Below are 17,777 nucleotides of genomic sequence, written 5' to 3' on the forward strand. Positions count from 1 at the left end.
ATTATGAATAAAAATAAATTTCAACTATGTGACATTTCAGACCAGATCCTATTGTCATTAAATGCAAAACCTCCGCGTAGAATCAGTCTAACCCAACAAGTTGAAAATCGTCTAAAATGCGCCTTAATTCTGGGGTTTCTTGCTCCAGGCCAAAAGATGATCACCAAGGAAATTGCAGAATCTTTAAACATGAGCATTACTCCTGTAAGAGAAGCACTGGTAAGGCTTTCTTCGTATGGAGCGTTACATGTTTCACCTTCCCACGCTTTTTTGGTTCCGGATATTCATCCTGATCGACTTATTGAATTGATGGGCATACGGAAGATGCTAGAACTACCCGCCATCACTCGTTCAATAAATATCATGTCTGACGAAGCGCTTAATTCACTGGTGGAATTGACGCTCGAACTCGAAGCGGCACACTTGTCGGGGGACATTAAAACCGCCGTTCAATTGCATTGGGCGTTGAGACTGCGGATGTTTACGCTTTCTGATTCCCCTGAGCTTATGGCGTTGATTACACAGCTTTGGGTAAGTGTGGGGCCTAGCTTCCACTTCCTCTATGAAACAACTTCCTTAGAGGAATGGCCTAAATATTATTATCCTTTGCGCGATGCTCTTATCAACAGAAATGCAGATCTTATAATTAAGATATTTACGAACTCCATCGACAGTGGTATGAAATTGTATATGGATATTCACGGGGAAGGTTGAGGTGATGCGGTTACTTGAATTCATTCATTACATGTACCGCAACCAAAAAAATAAGCTGCTCATCGCAATATTTATAATCGCCTTAATCATAGTCCGACTTGTTAGTCTGGGTGTTGATGCTACGACATTGCTTGGCTTCATACTTGGCCTTGCCTTTTTAATGTTAATGGGCAGGCAAAAGGCCGTAAGGACAATCGTTATATTGGTTGGTATGCCTTGTATTTTACTCGCTACCATCGCAGGCTATCACCCCCCAGAAGGATATCAGAGCAGCATTTCAGGCTTTGTCGCGGGTGGGTTTATCATGCTTCTGTATCGCGAGTATATTCTTTACCGGAATACCATCACAAAATAGCAACTAGACAATCATTCGCACCTGAATAATAATACTGTATATATTTACAGTTATTCAAAAGGTGGCGTTATGCAATTTTCATTATGTGAATTACCAGCGGGGATAAAACTGCCTTTTTTCGAGGCGCTCATTCCCGCAGGCTTTCCCTCCCCAGCCGCTGATTACGCCAAAAAAAACATAGACTTAAACGAATTATTAATAACACACCCGGCGGGAACCTATTTTTTGAGGGTATCAGGTACATCAATGATCGACGCCAATATTAGCGATGGTGACATTGTTATCGTAGACAGTAGCCTACAGGCGCATGACGGAAACATTATCATCGCTTCCATAGATGGCGAATTTACTATCAAAAAACTCCAAAAAACGCCGTATCCAGCACTTATCCCGATGAACCCAAGTTTTTCTCCAATTCCTATAGCTGATTGGGCTGAGTTCACCGTCTTTGGGGTTGTGACCTACGTTATTCACAAAACGTTATGATGTTTGCTCACTGCGACATTAACAGTTTTTATTGTTCGTGCGAGTCTGCTTTTAACCCGCGCCTCCAGGGCTTACCTATTGTTGTTCTGGCAAATAATGACCATATCGTAATCTCACGTTCAAAGGAGGCAAAGGCGCTGGGTATTAAAATGGGGGCTCTGTACTTTGAAAATGCAAATTTCTTTAAAAAAAACAATGTTCAAGTCTTCTCTTCAAATTACACCTTGTACCAGGATGTATCAGACAGAACTATGTCTGTGTTATCCACTTTTGCAGATGTCATGGAAGTATACTCAATAGACGAGGCCTTTCTGATCGTGCCAGAAAGTAAAAGGTTAGGGGGGTACGAGGAATTTGGCCGGGCCATCCAAAAAGACATTTTGCAAATTGCACATGTTCCTATTGGCGTTGGTTTTGGTCCGACAAAAACACTCGCCAAGCTGGCTAATCATGCGGCAAAGCGCTGGAGCAAAACCGGGGGCGTAGTCGAATTAAGCCAAAAAACCAGACAAAGAAAATTGATGTCATTATTACCGGTTGATGAGATTTGGGGGGTGGGTCGTCGCATTTCTGCCAAGCTGCGTATGATGGGCATTAATACCGCGTTAGAGTTGGCTGATGCTAATATCGCTACGATCCGAAAAACCTTCGGCGTTGTCGTTGAAAGGACGGTTCGTGAGCTCAACGGTGAGTCCTGTATTGAAATAGAAGAAGTGCGAAAAGTTAAAGAGCAAATTATTTCCTCGAAATCTTTTGGCAAAAAAGTTCAATGCTATGACGAAATGCACCAGGCAATTTGTTCCTATGCAGAGAGAGCGAGTGAGAAATTGAGGGCTGAAAAGCAACTGTGTGGCGTCGTCAGTGTATTCCTTGGCACAAGCCATTATTCGCCAGGCCCTTTGTATAGCAATCGGGCTACTGAGCGTCTGGTGTACGCTAGCGCAGACACAAGAGATATCATTAATGCCGCAGTTAAAGCTCTGGGGGCAATTTGGAGGGAAGGGTATCAATACCACCGAGCAGGCGTGATGCTGTCTGATTTTTCCGGTTCAAATGTTACTCAGTTCGACCTTTTTTCCACCGCCAAACCTTTTAAAAGAAGTGAAGAGTTGATGGCTCTATTGGATAACATGAATCGATCTGGAAAATTCAATATTGGCTTTGCTGGAAAAGGATGTGACCCATCCTGGGGAATGACGCGCGGCATGCTGTCTCCGGAATATACAACAAACGTCAATGACCTCCCGATTGCGAAGGTGCGTTGATCGTCAGGAAGGCATTGAAAAGGGTGCTTGCATCACCGAACATGGCAAAAGAAAGAGAAATGTGGGGGAGATAACTCCCCCACAAGACTACTCGTTACAGGAAAGAGTAGCTTGAACCACTGTATTTCCGCTGCTTACACTCAAAGAGCAAAGCCTATCTCGCATTAGCAGAGAGAAACACAAAACCGTAATACATACGGCAATCAGCCTAATAAGGGCAAACTTGGTCATTCCTCTTGACTCCTTTTGTTAAAGGAGGCAGAATCAAATTGCTACGTTTGGAGACTGCCTCGAATTATTGTCATATATAATTCGGGGCTTTCGTCTTTTTGGAACTTGCAAATGCTCGAACCAAAATGATTCAAGCACCCAAATCCATAATAACAGACTTTTACTTCCCACAAACATCTGATCTCATTAATCATCAGTATGACGAATGACCTCACCATCTGCATCTTCACCAGACGGGATATATAAATTTGGAATAATAAAACGGCGGTCCAGTTCTGGCTCTATCTCTGGCGCTTTACTTGTGGTTGCAATGACTATATTTGCAGGTAACAATGGATGCTTTTGAGATATGTATTCCTTTGCGTAACCGACGACTGCGGGATGGTAATCTAAACCAAATCCAGAGAAATTATCAGCCAAAAAATTTGCCCACGGCTTGCCTAAGCCTGGTAATTCTTTGGATTGATTGGAAGTAAATCTGCTAGTGCCTTTTAGGAGGGAATAAACAAAAGCAGCTGGTAAAGCAAACGAACCAACTGAGTGTTCCGGGTCTCCTCCATTAGCACTTGAAGTAAGGCTTACGTCGTATAGTAATATGTTGCTTCCCCATGAGTGGTGTACTATCCTGCCCAATTGATTGAAGTCAAAAGCTGAGTATCCTGTAGGTTCTTGTCTTTCATTTAAATACATTTTTTTTGCTTCGTAGTAAATTACCCCCTCGATGGTCACCTCATTAGATAAGATTACTTTAATAAAAAAAAGTACGTCCCCTGAAGCTGTCTCAGCCTTGCCTTTTTGCTTATATGACTCCCAAACAGTAGATTGGTTTTGCGATTTCCATTTCAATTGCTTCCCTAAGCTACCAATGGCATTCAATGCGTTCGTTGTTATCTGATTTTCATCCCAAGAACCATTTTTATCGGTTCGTAGTGCATTAGCTAAGACATCCTTAATAGATTTATCAGCTTCAATGATCCAGTCGTTTTTGTTTAATTCCGTCATTTAATATCCATATAAAAGTAGGTTAAAAGTGTAAGCTCATTGCTGTGCTTTGCTGTCTAGCGTTGCGTAATAGCCCGCGCCAGGCAGTGTCTCGGAAAGCTTGCGGTAATGAGCTAATCTCTCACGGAAATATTCTCTCAGGTGCTCTGGCTGCTCCTGTTCAACTTGAACATCAAGCACTTGCTTATTTAGTCGCTCTTTATAAGCAACGGCTGAAGCAGCAAGGTCAACATTAACCTTGTCCATTTCTTCTTTAGATAATTCCGCTAAGTTGTGTCCCATGTCGTGCCTTTAATTTAACGTCTAATCCATCGATCATAATATGGTTAAAGTATAAGTCTATGCACATTGAAAGATAACAAGATGCGTTGGCTCTCATTTTCATCTTTCAATTCCATTTCTGACACTTTGAGGTTCGAAATCTCCTCAGGAAACCCAATTGTTAAAATTGTTAACGCGATACATATAATGAGGATTATGTTAAATAAGCCATTGATTTATAAAGGCATTTCGCGATTATAATTTTATGCGTTCCTGCCCTACTCGTCTACTTGCAGGTTAATGCAAAATTACACAATGTTGAGTCACTTCAAAAAAAAGAGAGCAAACGCTCTCTTCTTTTCTTATTATCGAGTAGATATCAGATTAGTTAAACCACTCTGGATTCCTGGCTTTATCCATCACAAAAATCTGTTCAGTGCTCTGCATGACATCGTTCGGTGTCAGCATTAACTCATCGTGGCGCACGATAAATGGCCGAAGTCTCACTAGGCCATTTTTCTGGCTATAGATATTCATGACTGCGTGCATGCGTTCGCAGGGTGAAATCAAAGTGAGCCATTGGCGATAAGCGCCAGTGTTTTTGATGTAATTCACTAACGCAAAGCTGAGCGCGCCAGCATGCTTTTGCGATAATGCTTTTTTCCTACTTTTTTTAATGAGCTGAGCTATTGCCTCCACATGAGCCCCAATGGGCACATCAAGGTTTGTGCGCGCTGAATCAAAGTCCCGCTGTCCAATGGTCACCAAATGCACCTGATCATCTCGGTAGTCCCGCAGATAAAAAACATGGGAGGTAAACGGTGTTGAGTGAATGTGGTCTCCCAACTGCCAGCCAAATGCATTTAAGTTCGCGGCGGAAATCTGTTTATCAATTATTGCAGTCATTCTGAGCTCCTTCTGTACGTTAATACAGAAATGGTAAGCCCGCCCAGTCGCCTGACGAAATCACTTAACCGAGATCATGCGTAATAATTCAAGAAACAATGTCTGGCTTTTGAAATGCCCAATTAGCCAAGAAAGGCATTTATCCAAAGAGGATAAACCAATTTTGTCACAAAGGTTGGATGAAACGGCTAGTTTTATCGGCGCTTTTCAGTTGTGCGCACCATCGAGTGATTTGTTAAATTCTGGTTAATTTGTGCCCACATTGCACATAGGTCATTCATGCTGCATAAACGCGACCCACGGTGGTAAAAATGCAAATTATACTGAGCAAATATATACTTGCTGTAAGCAATGGAAAAATCGTGACAATTTTATCACGCATTTTCGCTTCAAATGTTCATTCGTGGTTTATGCATTTTTTGACCAAAAAAAGACTTCCATCTAATTCTGAAGAATGTATGATTTAAATCAATGCAAACGAATGTGAAGCATTGTATGTCTGGGTGGGGATCCAGTGTGGGGGGTGACTTTTAACGAGTCACCCCCTTTTTTACGGCTTAAACCTCACTCATATTCCATTAGTTTTTATGCATAAATATGCAATTACTAACACGCTGTTAATTGTACCGAAAAGGACAACAAAACAGGGTGCTTTTCCGTTGACCCTTATTTGGCAAAATCTATACCCTACAGGGAAAAGGTAAGGATTTGATTGACTGGAAAAACAATGAGCGAGAGCAACGAAGCAAAAAGTTACAAGCACATACAATTAATGCAGCGCATTACGAAAATGTCCACGGCTGAAGATTGGGAAAGTGCCCGTACTGAATGGTCATTACAGCAAGTTTTTCGGGCGCAGATAGCTGACCAGTGCTTGTGCGGCCATCAGCCAATCATAAAAATCTGCGTTATCAAAAATAAAACGAACAACAAGGCTGCAAGAGTTGGGAACTGCTGCGTCAATAAATTCATGGCTCTGGGTTCGGATGGCATTTTCAATGCAATTGATCGGATATCAAAAGACGGTACGAAAGCAGCCAGTCGAAAATTGCTTGAAATGGCATTGGCTCAATCCGTGATTACCCCCTGGGAATTTGAGTTTTACCTGAGCAACATCGACAAGCGGAAGCTAACGCAGAAACAACGGAAAACGCGTGAGTCTATCAATGCCAAATTAGCAGACATGGGTGAAGAAAGTCGTGCGCTGGTCTACGGTGCAAGTCACATCCAAACCGCATTCAATCAGAATGTCATCAACCAGTGGGAAAAGGACTTCGCATTGCGGACCTTTCCTATGAAAAAATTAACGGTCAAACAGCACGCGATACGAGCTAACATCCAAACCAAAATGATGCAGGCCGGGATTTCCAAAGCGCTACCGGAAACCACCGCAGAAGCGCAGGCCCTCGCAAAGGTTAGTGCCACCCCCTTCTGTGTCATTTCAGATCCTGAACAACTGGTAGTCAAATTGGCCGAGGCACGGGAAAAGGGCTATATCTCCGCCTGGGAAAAAGACATTTTTGAACGCAAGCATAACACTAAGGGATTCAGCACAATCGCTGAGCGTGCGGCAATCCTGCGTGTCAGAGCGGCTATACAGCGTCTGTTGAATGAGGGCTAATCCGTGAGCCCACATCACCTAACCATTCCACCAGCCCGACCTTCATTAACCGAGATTGCCCAGAAGGCAAGAATTATACTCGACGGGTTACTAGCACACTGCAATGTTTCCTCAACCAAGGGAACCTGTCTATATGCCAGTTTGATGCTGGCCGCAATGTTAACCCGAGGCGGCTATCCGACACGGATCCGTGGAGGTGATGGGTACGCTGACGGAGGGTTATACACATCATCATCTCAGCACGGCCATTATTGGTGTGAAGCAACTGCGGATAATGCTGACTTTATTGTTGACCTGACTGCGGATCAGTTTGGATTTGAGGTCGTGGTTATAAAGCGAGCAAATGCAACTGATTGGCCGAGATACATCCCCGGCTGCCAGGCAACCGTTGACCTGCACGTTAGCTTAAATCTAGAGGGCTAATCCAATGATGCCTTTGAAATTTAAATCAAGCTTTTTGATCGCCATTTTATCCACAAATTCTGTACATAACCCTGTGCAAAATAGGTCACAAAATTTCGATAGTGACTTGCCCTCGGTTAAAATATCAGCACTGTAGTAATCAAATAGGACCTCAACATGACTCAAGAGAACATCGCGTGGTCGATTACTGACGAACTCAAGCTTGTGAAGGGGCTGAAGGATAACTACTCTTTTACAGCCTTATCGTCAGTCATCGGTAAGGATGTGGAAGAAATTCAACGCAAGTGTATCGCGATGGATTTGTACATTGCCACTTGTGAAAACATTGATGACCTCAGCCAGATAACCCTGGTGCCAAATCACCAGGTCGGTATTGCTTGCTTGGGTAAAACTATGTCCGGCATTTATCGCAATCTGACCGAGATGGGATGGGCTCCACAGGTATGGCGTGGAGAGCAATCACTGCGGTCGCCTGAGTGGTGGACATCACGCCCTGCTCTTGCGTTTCGTTATAACGACGATGCTGACGCGCCTGCTCGCCGAACAGTTCACTTGCTCAATAACGGTAAGCCTTGGACTCCAGAGGATGTGGGCATGATGCTGACAGCTCTGTCTCAGCGCCCCAGTAAGGATGCACTAACGCAGGTACTGATGCGCAGCATGTCTAATATTATTCAACAGCTCTCTATCATGGGTTTGGTTCGTGTCGGAACTGCTGAAGACTCAGGGGAGGCCAAGGTCTGGATGTGCGCAACTATCCAGCCACGAGTGCTGTCGAAAATGCGTTATTTTGACGTGCTACCTATGTTGCACAATGGCTGGCTCATTGATGGTTTGCAATTAACAGCCCCAACCTGGTGGTCTGACGCAACCCAGATCACCGACCTGATTCCAGGCTCCTGGCCGCTGAAAGCTTCAGTCACAGAAGCCGATACACCAGTTCGGTGTAATGAGCACATGATGGCCGCTGCAACCTTGTTGAAAGCAGTGAATGCCAAACGACAGGCTATTGATACCGCAGCACCTCAACCCCCTCCTCTGGCTGAAAAAACGCCACCCCCGCAGCTTCGACACCACCTACATCCACTGAAAAGCGCCAGCCAGCACCTGCTCGTGAAAAAACGCGCAACGGTAAATTATGGTTCGCTGGCAACTATAAATTCCTATTCACTTTACTTGGGGAGCATCATTCGCCAGACGTGATAGCCAAAAAAATGGATCGGACAGCAGGTGCAATCAGCTCACGCATTCAACTCATCGGCCTGACACGTTACATTAAAAGTGAGATTGAAGGTGAGAAAGGAACGGTCTGTATTGTCGATGAAGTTTCCATTGACACGCTACGCAAACAACCTGACTTTGTTAAAGATCAGCTGATAGGTGCTGGCTGGAAAGAGAAAGGAAACTTCCTATACTCACCTGACTGGTGGCTCAAATACCCCCACCAGCTGGGATGATCCAACAAGAAAAGGCAACCACATGGTTGCCTTTTTATTACCGACGTGTCAGTAAAGCTCTCCTGACGTTAGCAACAACACATCACCGACGATCGGCCCTTCCAGGCAAACATGTTCCTCCAGCAAAGTGGTGGCTCGTTGATTCAAACCCAGCTCGCTGTGTTTCGCGTCTTCATTCATGAGAACACGATCATAGACCACACCATTCAACGTGATGCCCTGACTTAGCTGAGAAAACTCAGGGTACCCTTTCAGAACGCTTTGAACGAATACAGGGTCAAGAAGCCCTTGCTCATCAGCCTTGGTGACTGTGGTATCACTCTGGCCGGTTCCTGCTCGGATAATCAATGCCATTAAAACCTCTGCGTTGGTAAGAGCCTTAATTATCTCATGGCACTGTATGGAGCCAGATTTTTTTCCCCCTCGTTTCGCTCTCCTTTTCTGTGTTTTTGTCAGAATGCCCGTGTTTAAATTGGGAACTGCCTACGCTGCCCGAAAGCGTTAAACGCCAGCCGGGTATGGACCCATTTTGACTGGAGAAGAAAAATGCCTAAGCTCGACTTGTTTGATGTGCTGATGATTGGTGGTGGAGTTGCCTTACTGGCTGGTCACTACATTTGGTCAAAATTCTTTAAGAAGCCGGATGATGAGGGAAAGGATTACGCCGAACCTCCGGCTATTATGTCAGCGGCCTCTCAAGCAGAAGAGGAAAACGATCACAACAAGCACTACCATTAATCAAAAGCCCCGGCAAAACCGGGGCTCTTCGTTTCTATGAATTGTGGTTCACGGCTGCGTTCTCAGTTGCTTCAGCAAACGCAGATTTCTATTTGCGAATCCAGACAACGTGATGAGTATCATTGTCATCACAAGTAAAGCACAGTTCAGTATTCGTGATATTCCTGCGATTTCAGCCGACTCCTGATACTTCACTTCAATGCTTGGTTTGGCATCATTAACAATGCTTGGCTCAAGTCGCTGGGCCAATTCATATAATCGATATGCCAACTCGCTATCCACAAAATAATTATCCCTCAAAATTCGAACACTGAGGGCTGCGACTCGGCTCGCTTTATCCAGAAGCTTGTTAGCTTCCTTCTCGTCAGAAGTGTTCTGCGCGGCCACAGCCAGAGCCTGAACCAATGCCACGCTTATGGACATCGCACGACGAGCGTCACCCGCAGCATAGCCTGAACGTATTTCACCTTCAAAAGCGGTAACCGCATTTGTATCATTGCTCCCCTTTTCCATCGCATCCTTCAGGATAAGGCCAACCCCTGGGTATTCTGTCGTGATCGCGCTCAGTAATTCATTAACCTCACCGGCAGGAATAAGTATTTCAGTCCGTACCGAAGTGGCGCTAGGTAACGATTTTGGTTCATCATGCGTCAGGATTATTGTTGAAAAAATGACACCGGCGACAGGCGCAATGATGATGAGGTACGATGCTTCTGACTGCATTATCGCAATCCCTACCACGACAACGGCCAATGCAACTAAAAATGGAATACTATACGAAAGGTATTTTTCAATAACCCCGCCGATTGTGACAAATCCCCCTTCTATCGACGCCCCTGAACCGAGAGACAAATTAACAGGTTTATTGATCGCCATAGCATGGAGTGTATCCAGTTCAAACTGTTGCATCCAACTGAATATCCAGACGAAACCCGCAAGCAGCAACAGGATGCAACCCGTCAAAAACAATCGATTTCGCTTGTGTTGAATACGTTTTTCAGTCGAGACAATATCTGGTTCTGTCTTAACCATTCCCCCCTCCGGACACTAAACGTTAAATGAGATGGCCGAATAACTCGGCCTATGATGTAACTGCTAAATTATTCCGCCAGTTCCAAAAGCAGTTCACGGCGGTGCTTCTGCCAGGCGTCTGTACGTTCAGATAGGCGAGCGTAGTGGCCTTCGCTTTCACGTTGGATCCGTTTAATCTCGCGCGCGGCACCGCCGATGGTGTTTGAAATGTGCTCCAATGTTGACTCATCATACACCGGGCGATGTCCTTCCCGTGCAATTCGGATGGAGCTCTCGCTGACCAAGTCTGCCTGGTGTCTCGCCTGCGCATTAACGACATCGCCCACTGCCTGAACCAGCTTTGAACGGTTGTTACTTTGTGTGGCCTGATCCACCAGCAAGTGAGCGCGTTTGGCAGATGGGAGTGTTACACGCTTGATGGTTTCAAACTGGTCAAGCATGTTGAGGTTATTTCGCTGCATCATTCGGATCATGGTCAAATCCTCAAAGCATTTCTGCTGCGTCATGATGATATCTACTTTGCGTTTTTTCAGTACGGCCAGCTGGTGGTCGATATTACTGACTTCCAAAGCAAGCAAATTGTTTTCTGGGTCGCTCTTCAATGCCTTGCGGCGCTGTTTCAGGGTGGCTTCAATATGCTCTATCGCGAAACCTGCGGCCACAATATTAATGCCCGACTCATGCACTTCGGCCAGCACTTCCTCATACAAAATGTCGAGGTTATTGTTGTGACCAATGAGATCAGTCGAGATGCTGGTGATGTCTTCCGTCAGTAAGCTGACTTGGTTTTTAACGTTGTCAAAACGGTCATTCGCCCGATGAGCGAGTCGAAGTGCGCGCGTCGCGTAGTACCCGAGCACTGGGATTTTCAGTAACAGCTGCTGCACCTTGCCAGGCTGTACAGACGTACTGATATCGCGAGCAAGTTCAACGATTTCATTCAGCCGCTTGCCGTCCTTGCCTTGGTTATAGACATGAACGTTTTCCAACAGCTTATCCAGATAGGCACCATCGGGTGATTTGCTGCGGCCAAAGTTATGTGCGCTCCTTGGATCGCCCAGCACAAGGGTGTTTGCGACGGCAGCGACCTGATCGCGCTGAGCTGGGGTGACGGCAAACTTTTCAGACTCTTTGTTCAAAATAATCTGATCAGCGGTGACAGTGATTGTGTTGGTCATATCAGCTACCCTTTTTAACGTTATCGTTGAGTTTGTTTACCAACGTTCGAAAACGCTGTTCGACTTGCGGATCTATCTCGATATTGGCCGCTCCACTTCGCAGTTGTTTTATTTGGTGATGCCAGATAGGGATTGCACTTTTCACAACCGCATCCAGAAGGTCTACCTCTGTTGCGGCAGAGTGCAGCAACATCCCTACCTGAACCTTATTCATTTCTGAAGAGGCTTTGGTGACTTCCAGATTAAGGATGCGTTGAGCTAAGCGGGTCAGTCCGTACTCCAACTGATCTGATAGCCCCTCCCCACTTTCACGATATTGGGCTATAAATGCCCGGCCTTCTTGGATGTAAGCGTCCAAAGCTTCAATGTCACGCGTATAGATTTGCTCAAGCGCCAACAAGATATGCACGCCTTTTTGCGCCTGCTCCAGTATCAATGGGGCTTGTGCCACCAGCCGATCGACACGACGACAATTCATGGTGAACTCAATCATGCGTGTTTCTTTTGACCCCGTCAGGGCATCCCAGATGCGGGACAGGAATCCCGTCTTGCGCTTGAAGTACACCGCAGGGTCACAAGCCTCAAGGTGCTTTACCAAGAGTGCGCTTGTTTCGCTGATTTTCGTATCTTCAGATCCCGATTTCATGGCTTCTTCCAGCGTCATTTTGTTACCGTTGAAATCAAGGATGTCATCGGAATGGGACAGTAATTTGGGACCAAAGCTAACAACGCCTATCGCGTCATTGACGAACGCGGGTAATTGCCGAGCAATCAGGCTGGTGGACATGCGCACTCCTAAAGAACAATAGAATCTACCTTCAAGCTATCACGACAAATTTGCTGACAAAGAAAATGAGGTCAATTTTTATCAGTAATAAGCCCCCTTTTTTTCGTCTTCGTTTTGTCGATGAAAAAACTCAGTCACCGGTTAGGTGTTCGGTATCCTGTCCGCATCCATAAACAGGAGGAAGCTATGCTCCGATTCGTACCATTGATGATCTTGACTGGCCGCCTACGGCTCAACCGCGTATTCACGTTACTGACTGACGGTGCTGTTTCTGTTGCCTTTTGGTTCTGTTTATCGGGGGAATTAACTTGGATTGTCCCAGTCGGTTTGCTGGCTCTTTTCTTACTGGTTTTTGCGGTGATCGGGTATCGCTGTTATTACCTGCCGGTAAAAACGAATCGGGTAATCCGTGTACGCTTTAGTCGTGATGACCAATTCGTCAACTTGTCCCTCATAATCATGGAAGGAGGCGAAGAAATAGAGTATCCATTGGCCGTAAAAATGGCGCAAGGTAGCGCATATCACTTCTACCTGTTGTCAATTTACATACGCCTGGCTGATTCACTCACTCGTTACGCGCGTTCTTTGAAGGCGGTGCATTCATGAATGGGCTCGGTATTTTATTTGTCGGGCTGGTGGCAGTTTTGGGCCGAGATGTCATCAAACGCCGAAAACCGCAACCCTGGCTTGTGATCGCCCTTGCCTTGTCCGTGACGTTGTTTGTCAGTGATCGGTGGATAGGCTCAATCTACAGCGTCCCTACGGGCTCCATGCAGCCCACCTATAAAGTAGGTGACTATGTTACGGCGGTCAGGCTGGGGGGATTGCTGGACGATGGCCGATTAATGCGCGGCGATGTAGCTGTGTTCAAGGCTCCTTCAGTACCTCGCACGCTTTATACAAAGCGCATTATCGGCATTCCCGGTGATGTGGTTGAATTTGACACAGACAAAACGTATCGAGTCAATGGTAGGGTACTGGGGCAAAAAACCGAAGAAAAAGGTGGTTTCCTTGTGTTCTCGGCCTGTGATGAGCGCACTGGTAAACCGTACAGATTTGTGATCGATACACACGCTGCTTATGTACCAACAAAAGGTCGCTGGGTTATTCCTGAAGGCTATTACTTTATGGCCGGGGACAACCGTGATCACTCATGGGATAGTCGTTACTGGGAAAACCCACCTGGCACACCAAAGCCTTTACGAGGATTGGTCCCGCATGACCGGATTCATGCCCGTGTCATACACACATTGTTCAATTTTAATCCGTTCAACAATTACGATGCGCTCGACGTACAAATGGCAGTGATCCGCCAAGGTGCAGATGGTGCGCGAAAATGATGATTGAAATCTTCTACCAGACAAAATCACCTGAAATGGTGGCTGAATTCGCTCGTGCCGTAGAAGCCTACAATGAGTGGAGAGCTCAGACTCTGGCTGTCTGTGAACGGCTTGGGTTCATCAACTTTTCAGGACCAGACTTCTGCGTACCTGAATATTTTTTCCGCTCACGTTATGAACACATCCAAAAAGTGACCGGCTTTAAGTTGGCCGGGGATGATTCCCTTTTGGCTGAGACTGATCACATTCCCTATGCCTTGCGTCATGACAACCCTGCTGGTGAGGCTGTCTCTCGTGAGCTAATGCAATTAGCTGTAAATGCTTTGACTGCGCTAGGTGTTGATTGTGCGCTATACGGTGAGCCTGGTGCAATGGGATATCAACGCGCTATCTGCATGATGCTGGGCATTAATCAGCGCGTCACGGCAGGGGCTGTCATTGGTTTTTCCCAAATATGGGCAATATCTGACGAGCAAGGAAACTTCTCTCTCGTTTGCTCCATTCCCGTGAATGCCCGTGAAGATACCATGACCTATGAACTACCGGATATGCCTGAAGGCTGGGAGGATATATCGGCTCAGCAGGTAATCCACTTATTCAATAACCACAATTCCATCGTCATGAAGGAGTAATGCAATGAAATATCTGTCAGTTTTGATGGTTCTAATCCTTGGGGGGTGCGCTAACGTCGGGCCGGGAAAGCCGATGCCTGTGACACCTCTGTCAGCCCCAGCGCAACAGAAAGCGCCGAGCAAAGAGGTGACGACGGATCCAGTGACGGAGCTGGATGCACTACAAGTCTTATTTAACGAAGGGCTCGCTGAGGATGCTCAGTATGAAAGCGCCCGATTTATTGAGGGGAGCAACCAAACCATGATTATCGCGTCTGTCCTAAATGTCCCCTGCCAAATGGTTTTTCGGTTTGTTGAAGCAACGAACGGGGATTTTTGGATCCCCAACCAAATCGCATGCGATAACCAGGATGCTATGGCTGGGTACGTGCCTGCGGCCGAAACTGGAGTGATTTCGTCAGCGGATCTGCCGATGATAAACTCGGCACATTCAAATGACTAAGCTACTTTGTTGAGGTTTATATGGTTTTGCGTGTGGTGAACTACGTTTTAATGTTAATGATAGCTGGTGTTTATGCCCTGGCTGTATATGCCAGTAAGAATGAGGCCGAGCTCTTCCACATTATCGGTGTTGGAAACATGGCTTTGTTCTGTGCCGCTGTATTTTTGCTGGCCCGCAAAGAAATTTACTACATCTGGGCAACGTATGTCTTATCACTAGTGGTTTACTATGCTGTCATTTCACCATACCTACCTCTCATCCCTGAAATTGTCGTTTACGGCACGCCATCCGTAGTGGGGTTGATTGCCGTTTACGACATCGTGATTCTAAATTCCAATGAGCTGTCGGTGAGGGCCAAGGCTCGCCGGGCTTGGCCTAAAAAACGAAAATAGGTGCAGTAAATGTCGAAAGGAAAGAAACGTCAGGTTACACCCGAAAAGGCAATGCGGATCCGCTTCTATGGTATGTCGGGCCTGATTATAGTGCTCAATACGATTTTTGCGGGGAGCTCGAAAATTCAGCTGATTTCCTTTCTGCTGACGTTGTCCATTTTCCTGTTTTTCACGTTCTCTGGGCGGGTTGTTGTCGGAACGTGGTTCAGAAAAGAAAATTGGCGCACTTTAAATGCCCCTCAGACCACATTGCTATTTCGTGTCTATATCGGGCTTCCAATCGCGGCAATCACGGTCCTTCTCTATGCTTATGGGTATCAAGGTGCCATCAGCCAGGCGATTGTCGATGTGTTGTTCCCGCCCGGTGAGAAGGTTGAAGACAAAATGGTCTCTGTCATGAACCTGCTCCATGCCAAACTACCGCTGCTAGTGGGTGCTTTCCTTTTCTATATCGGCTTGTGTTTCTTTGTTGGGACGGTCGTTAAATATCTTCAGTTATCGGCTTCAGGGCGTGCGCTTGGCAAGCTAAAAGGAGTCGTCAATGCACGTCAGGTCTTAGAGCGAATGACGTGGGATCAGTTCGAAAAAGTGGTTTGCAAGTTCTTCGAAACTAAAGGCTATCGCGCCCGTGTTACTCAGGCTGGCGCTGACGGTGGTGTGGATGTTGAGCTTCAGGGTTTCGGCCACCGGGAAATGGTGCAATGCAAACACTGGAAAACAAACCGTGTCGGTGTTGCTATTGTCCGCGAAATTTACGGTGTGGTGCTCGCAGACGGCTTTCACCGTGGATTCATTATTACGTCAGGCCTGTTTACCGATGAAGCATGGAAGTTCGCTCAACGCGAAAATGTGAAAGGAAAGGTTATTTTACTCGACGGTACACAACTGATCGAAATGATTAAAGGGAATGGAGAGTTAGAACAGAATCCCCCTAAGTCCCAAGCAACCACTCAATCCATTGATGCGAAAGAGCCGTTGTGCCCGGTATGCGGCGGAAAGATGGTTCTTCGAAAATCTGGCAAGTCAGCATTCTTTGGTTGCTCCCTATTCCCAGACTGTCGTGGTACCCGCGAACTGTAGTCGTTCACCTTTTCTTTCATGGAGCGCCGTTTAGTCGGCGTTCTTTTTTTATATCCACTCCATCTGAAAAGGGAAGCAAAACGCAGACCTTTTCGCCCTTCTGAATTTCGGCAGCGGAAGCAATGCCGTTATAATCACCAAGCAATCCAACCAGGCAGTGAGGGTAACACTGTTGGTCATGGGCTCCGTTCTGCGGGGTTTGTTAAATAGGCTGAACTGCGACGGGGTAAACATAACGAACGTTGCAGTGATCGGTAATGTGCATGAATGAATTTGAGGGGAAATAGATGACTGAGAAACGCGGCACTGGCGCTGAATACGGTCAGGAAATTTTGCGTGAACGCTCTGCGGAAGCGGACACGCCTGAACCAACGAAGAAAGTATCGAAGAAGACGGTGCTTTCCGTGATCGTAGCGGCCATTATCGCAGGGGGTGCGATGACGGCTGTTATTTTAACGAGCGATAAAACTCCGGCTGAGAAAGTCGAAGCTATGTCGGTTAATATCGGTAACGACGGTGTTGCGCTGACTGATAAAGTCAAAGAGGACATTGAGAACAGCGGCACTCAAGCTCATGAGTCTGAACTGACTAATGCCGAAGCCGTAACAACTGATAGCAAAAACGAGCCGCAAACGCCCGCGTTGGAAATTGCCGAACTGAAGAAGAACAGTTTGCCTGAAACTAAAACTCCGGTTGAAGCCGAAGTGGTTGAGCCTGTTATGCCTACGGCAGAAATCCTTCCGGCTGAAGATGTCGTTAAGGCAGAGCAATCTGCTCCAATTGCGGCCAGCAATGAGCGGGAGTATGACCCGGCCAAGTTTGGGATCGCTGAGGAAAATTCACCTGAAGCCGACGTTTCCCCTTCACTGGGCGGTGACGTAAAAGCGGCCCCAGTGGCTGAAGAGCAAGCGAAGGCTGAACTGCCAGCGCCTGAGCCAGTACCAACTCCTGTACCAACTCAGGCGGCTGAGCCTGCACCAGCAGGCTCACCAGAACCTATCCGACCGGAGCGCGTTGAGCTCCCCGCTACTAATCAGTTCGCTCAACCTATGACGATGACGGGTTCGGATCTGAACTACACAGGTTCGGCGTTGAAAGTTGAGTATAAAGCTCAACAACAGGATACCGTTTATCTCTACAGCACGTTTGCTGCCAAAATCTTCCTGCTACCAACGGATAAGGGTGAGAACATAAGTGCCTACCTGTCAGACGAGAAAGGTTGGCAACTGAAATTGCTGCCTGGCGGTATTCTCCGTGTCCAGCGCAGTGAAAATAAGGCCTCCTGGTCGCAAGCAACGGATCTGTTTATCGTTGCAGGCAAGCGAACCTATTCACTGATTCTCCAAGGTGTTGGTGAGCCGGGCCAGCGGACTGACTCCCTTCGTTACATTTCGGCGGAGCCTGAACAAAAGCCGAAATCAAAAAAGTAAGATCA

General features: G+C 46.5%; 24 protein-coding genes. 16 read left to right on the plus strand and 8 right to left on the minus strand.

The genetic code is table 11. The features are described from left to right. Positions 1-3 precede the first annotated feature (3 nt). The 4 genes from P3L56_RS21735 (at position 4) to umuC (ending at position 2,820) form a co-directional block, all read left to right on the plus strand. Positions 4-714 (plus strand): GntR family transcriptional regulator, encoded by a 711-nt coding sequence (locus P3L56_RS21735; protein WP_196053751.1) that lies wholly within the window; start codon positions 4-6, stop codon positions 712-714. A 1-nt stretch (position 715) separates the two neighbouring features. Then, the gene (locus P3L56_RS21740) at positions 716-1,069 is read left to right on the plus strand and encodes a hypothetical protein (RefSeq protein WP_210790441.1); all 354 of its coding nucleotides are present in this window, start codon (positions 716-718) and stop codon (positions 1,067-1,069) included. Between the two features lie 69 nt (positions 1,070-1,138). Further along, positions 1,139-1,555, plus strand: coding sequence for a translesion error-prone DNA polymerase V autoproteolytic subunit (gene umuD, locus P3L56_RS21745; RefSeq protein ID WP_042847304.1), 417 nt, complete (start codon positions 1,139-1,141; stop codon positions 1,553-1,555). After that, positions 1,555-2,820, plus strand: a complete 1,266-nt coding sequence (gene umuC / locus P3L56_RS21750; protein ID WP_042847494.1) for a translesion error-prone DNA polymerase V subunit UmuC — start codon at positions 1,555-1,557, stop codon at positions 2,818-2,820. Before umuD ends, umuC begins: the two co-directional genes overlap by 1 nt. 87 nt (positions 2,821-2,907) lie before the next feature. Here umuC and P3L56_RS21755 read toward each other — a convergent pair whose 3' ends face one another. From P3L56_RS21755 to P3L56_RS21770, 4 genes are all read right to left on the minus strand, one after another. Further along, positions 2,908-3,051: a Hok/Gef family protein gene (locus tag P3L56_RS21755; protein ID WP_072035187.1), complete on the minus strand. Its 144-nt coding sequence runs from the start codon at positions 3,049-3,051 to the stop codon at positions 2,908-2,910. Positions 3,052-3,237: 186 nt separating this feature from the next. Then, entirely contained in the window at positions 3,238-4,053 is an 816-nt protein-coding gene (locus tag P3L56_RS21760) for a hypothetical protein (RefSeq protein WP_042847303.1), read from the minus strand. Positions 4,054-4,089: 36 nt separating this feature from the next. Then, the gene (locus tag P3L56_RS21765) at positions 4,090-4,335 is read right to left on the minus strand and encodes a DNA polymerase III subunit theta (protein WP_166267796.1); all 246 of its coding nucleotides are present in this window, start codon (positions 4,333-4,335) and stop codon (positions 4,090-4,092) included. A 363-nt stretch (positions 4,336-4,698) separates the two neighbouring features. Next, positions 4,699-5,220: a hypothetical protein gene (locus tag P3L56_RS21770; RefSeq protein WP_252501073.1), complete on the minus strand. Its 522-nt coding sequence runs from the start codon at positions 5,218-5,220 to the stop codon at positions 4,699-4,701. Positions 5,221-5,947: 727 nt separating this feature from the next. Here P3L56_RS21770 and P3L56_RS21775 point away from each other — a divergent pair. From P3L56_RS21775 to P3L56_RS21790, 4 genes are all read left to right on the plus strand, one after another. Next, entirely contained in the window at positions 5,948-6,841 is an 894-nt protein-coding gene (locus P3L56_RS21775; protein ID WP_052219389.1) for a hypothetical protein, read from the plus strand. Positions 6,842-6,844: 3 nt separating this feature from the next. Next, a complete protein-coding gene (locus P3L56_RS21780; RefSeq protein WP_226617171.1) occupies positions 6,845-7,264 on the plus strand; it encodes a hypothetical protein in 420 nt (139 codons plus the stop codon). Between the two features lie 156 nt (positions 7,265-7,420). Beyond that, positions 7,421-8,467 carry a hypothetical protein gene (locus P3L56_RS21785; protein ID WP_272686062.1) on the plus strand — a complete coding sequence of 349 codons (1,047 nt, stop codon included), beginning with the start codon at positions 7,421-7,423 and terminating at the stop codon, positions 8,465-8,467. Positions 8,468-8,478: 11 nt separating this feature from the next. Continuing rightward, positions 8,479-8,721: a hypothetical protein gene (locus P3L56_RS21790; protein WP_272686063.1), complete on the plus strand. Its 243-nt coding sequence runs from the start codon at positions 8,479-8,481 to the stop codon at positions 8,719-8,721. Positions 8,722-8,769: 48 nt separating this feature from the next. On the opposite strand, the gene P3L56_RS21795 is transcribed toward P3L56_RS21790, so the two are convergent. Next, positions 8,770-9,075 (minus strand): hypothetical protein, encoded by a 306-nt coding sequence (locus P3L56_RS21795; protein WP_042847295.1) that lies wholly within the window; start codon positions 9,073-9,075, stop codon positions 8,770-8,772. A 192-nt stretch (positions 9,076-9,267) separates the two neighbouring features. On the opposite strand from P3L56_RS21795, the gene P3L56_RS21800 reads away from it, so the two are divergent. Beyond that, a complete protein-coding gene (locus P3L56_RS21800) occupies positions 9,268-9,459 on the plus strand; it encodes a hypothetical protein (protein ID WP_042847293.1) in 192 nt (63 codons plus the stop codon). A 48-nt stretch (positions 9,460-9,507) separates the two neighbouring features. Here P3L56_RS21800 and P3L56_RS21805 read toward each other — a convergent pair whose 3' ends face one another. The 3 genes from P3L56_RS21805 to P3L56_RS21815 form a co-directional block, all read right to left on the minus strand. Continuing rightward, entirely contained in the window at positions 9,508-10,491 is a 984-nt protein-coding gene (locus tag P3L56_RS21805; protein WP_042847290.1) for a hypothetical protein, read from the minus strand. Positions 10,492-10,559: 68 nt separating this feature from the next. Then, the gene (locus P3L56_RS21810; RefSeq protein ID WP_042847288.1) at positions 10,560-11,669 is read right to left on the minus strand and encodes a toxic anion resistance protein; all 1,110 of its coding nucleotides are present in this window, start codon (positions 11,667-11,669) and stop codon (positions 10,560-10,562) included. A gap of 1 nt (position 11,670) precedes the next feature. Next, positions 11,671-12,456 (minus strand): hypothetical protein, encoded by a 786-nt coding sequence (locus P3L56_RS21815; RefSeq protein WP_042847286.1) that lies wholly within the window; start codon positions 12,454-12,456, stop codon positions 11,671-11,673. 186 nt (positions 12,457-12,642) lie between these two features. Between P3L56_RS21815 and P3L56_RS21820 the strand changes: the two genes are divergently transcribed. From P3L56_RS21820 to P3L56_RS21850, 7 genes are all read left to right on the plus strand, one after another. Next, a complete protein-coding gene (locus P3L56_RS21820; protein ID WP_042847283.1) occupies positions 12,643-13,062 on the plus strand; it encodes a hypothetical protein in 420 nt (139 codons plus the stop codon). Next, entirely contained in the window at positions 13,059-13,796 is a 738-nt protein-coding gene (gene lepB, locus P3L56_RS21825; protein ID WP_052219387.1) for a signal peptidase I, read from the plus strand. Before P3L56_RS21820 ends, lepB begins: the two co-directional genes overlap by 4 nt. Before the next feature lie 35 nt (positions 13,797-13,831). Further along, entirely contained in the window at positions 13,832-14,428 is a 597-nt protein-coding gene (locus P3L56_RS21830) for a hypothetical protein (protein WP_162762204.1), read from the plus strand. Positions 14,429-14,555: 127 nt separating this feature from the next. Then, entirely contained in the window at positions 14,556-14,870 is a 315-nt protein-coding gene (locus tag P3L56_RS21835; protein ID WP_210790177.1) for a hypothetical protein, read from the plus strand. A 20-nt stretch (positions 14,871-14,890) separates the two neighbouring features. Next, positions 14,891-15,262: a hypothetical protein gene (locus tag P3L56_RS21840; RefSeq protein ID WP_042847277.1), complete on the plus strand. Its 372-nt coding sequence runs from the start codon at positions 14,891-14,893 to the stop codon at positions 15,260-15,262. 9 nt (positions 15,263-15,271) lie between these two features. Further along, positions 15,272-16,342: a restriction endonuclease gene (locus P3L56_RS21845; RefSeq protein ID WP_052219386.1), complete on the plus strand. Its 1,071-nt coding sequence runs from the start codon at positions 15,272-15,274 to the stop codon at positions 16,340-16,342. A 287-nt stretch (positions 16,343-16,629) separates the two neighbouring features. Next, positions 16,630-17,772: a hypothetical protein gene (locus tag P3L56_RS21850; RefSeq protein ID WP_042847275.1), complete on the plus strand. Its 1,143-nt coding sequence runs from the start codon at positions 16,630-16,632 to the stop codon at positions 17,770-17,772. The last annotated feature ends 5 nt before the right edge of the window (positions 17,773-17,777 follow it).

It is taken from the genome of Providencia sp. PROV024 (assembly GCF_032709665.1).
Classification (GTDB): domain Bacteria; phylum Pseudomonadota; class Gammaproteobacteria; order Enterobacterales; family Enterobacteriaceae; genus Providencia; species Providencia huashanensis.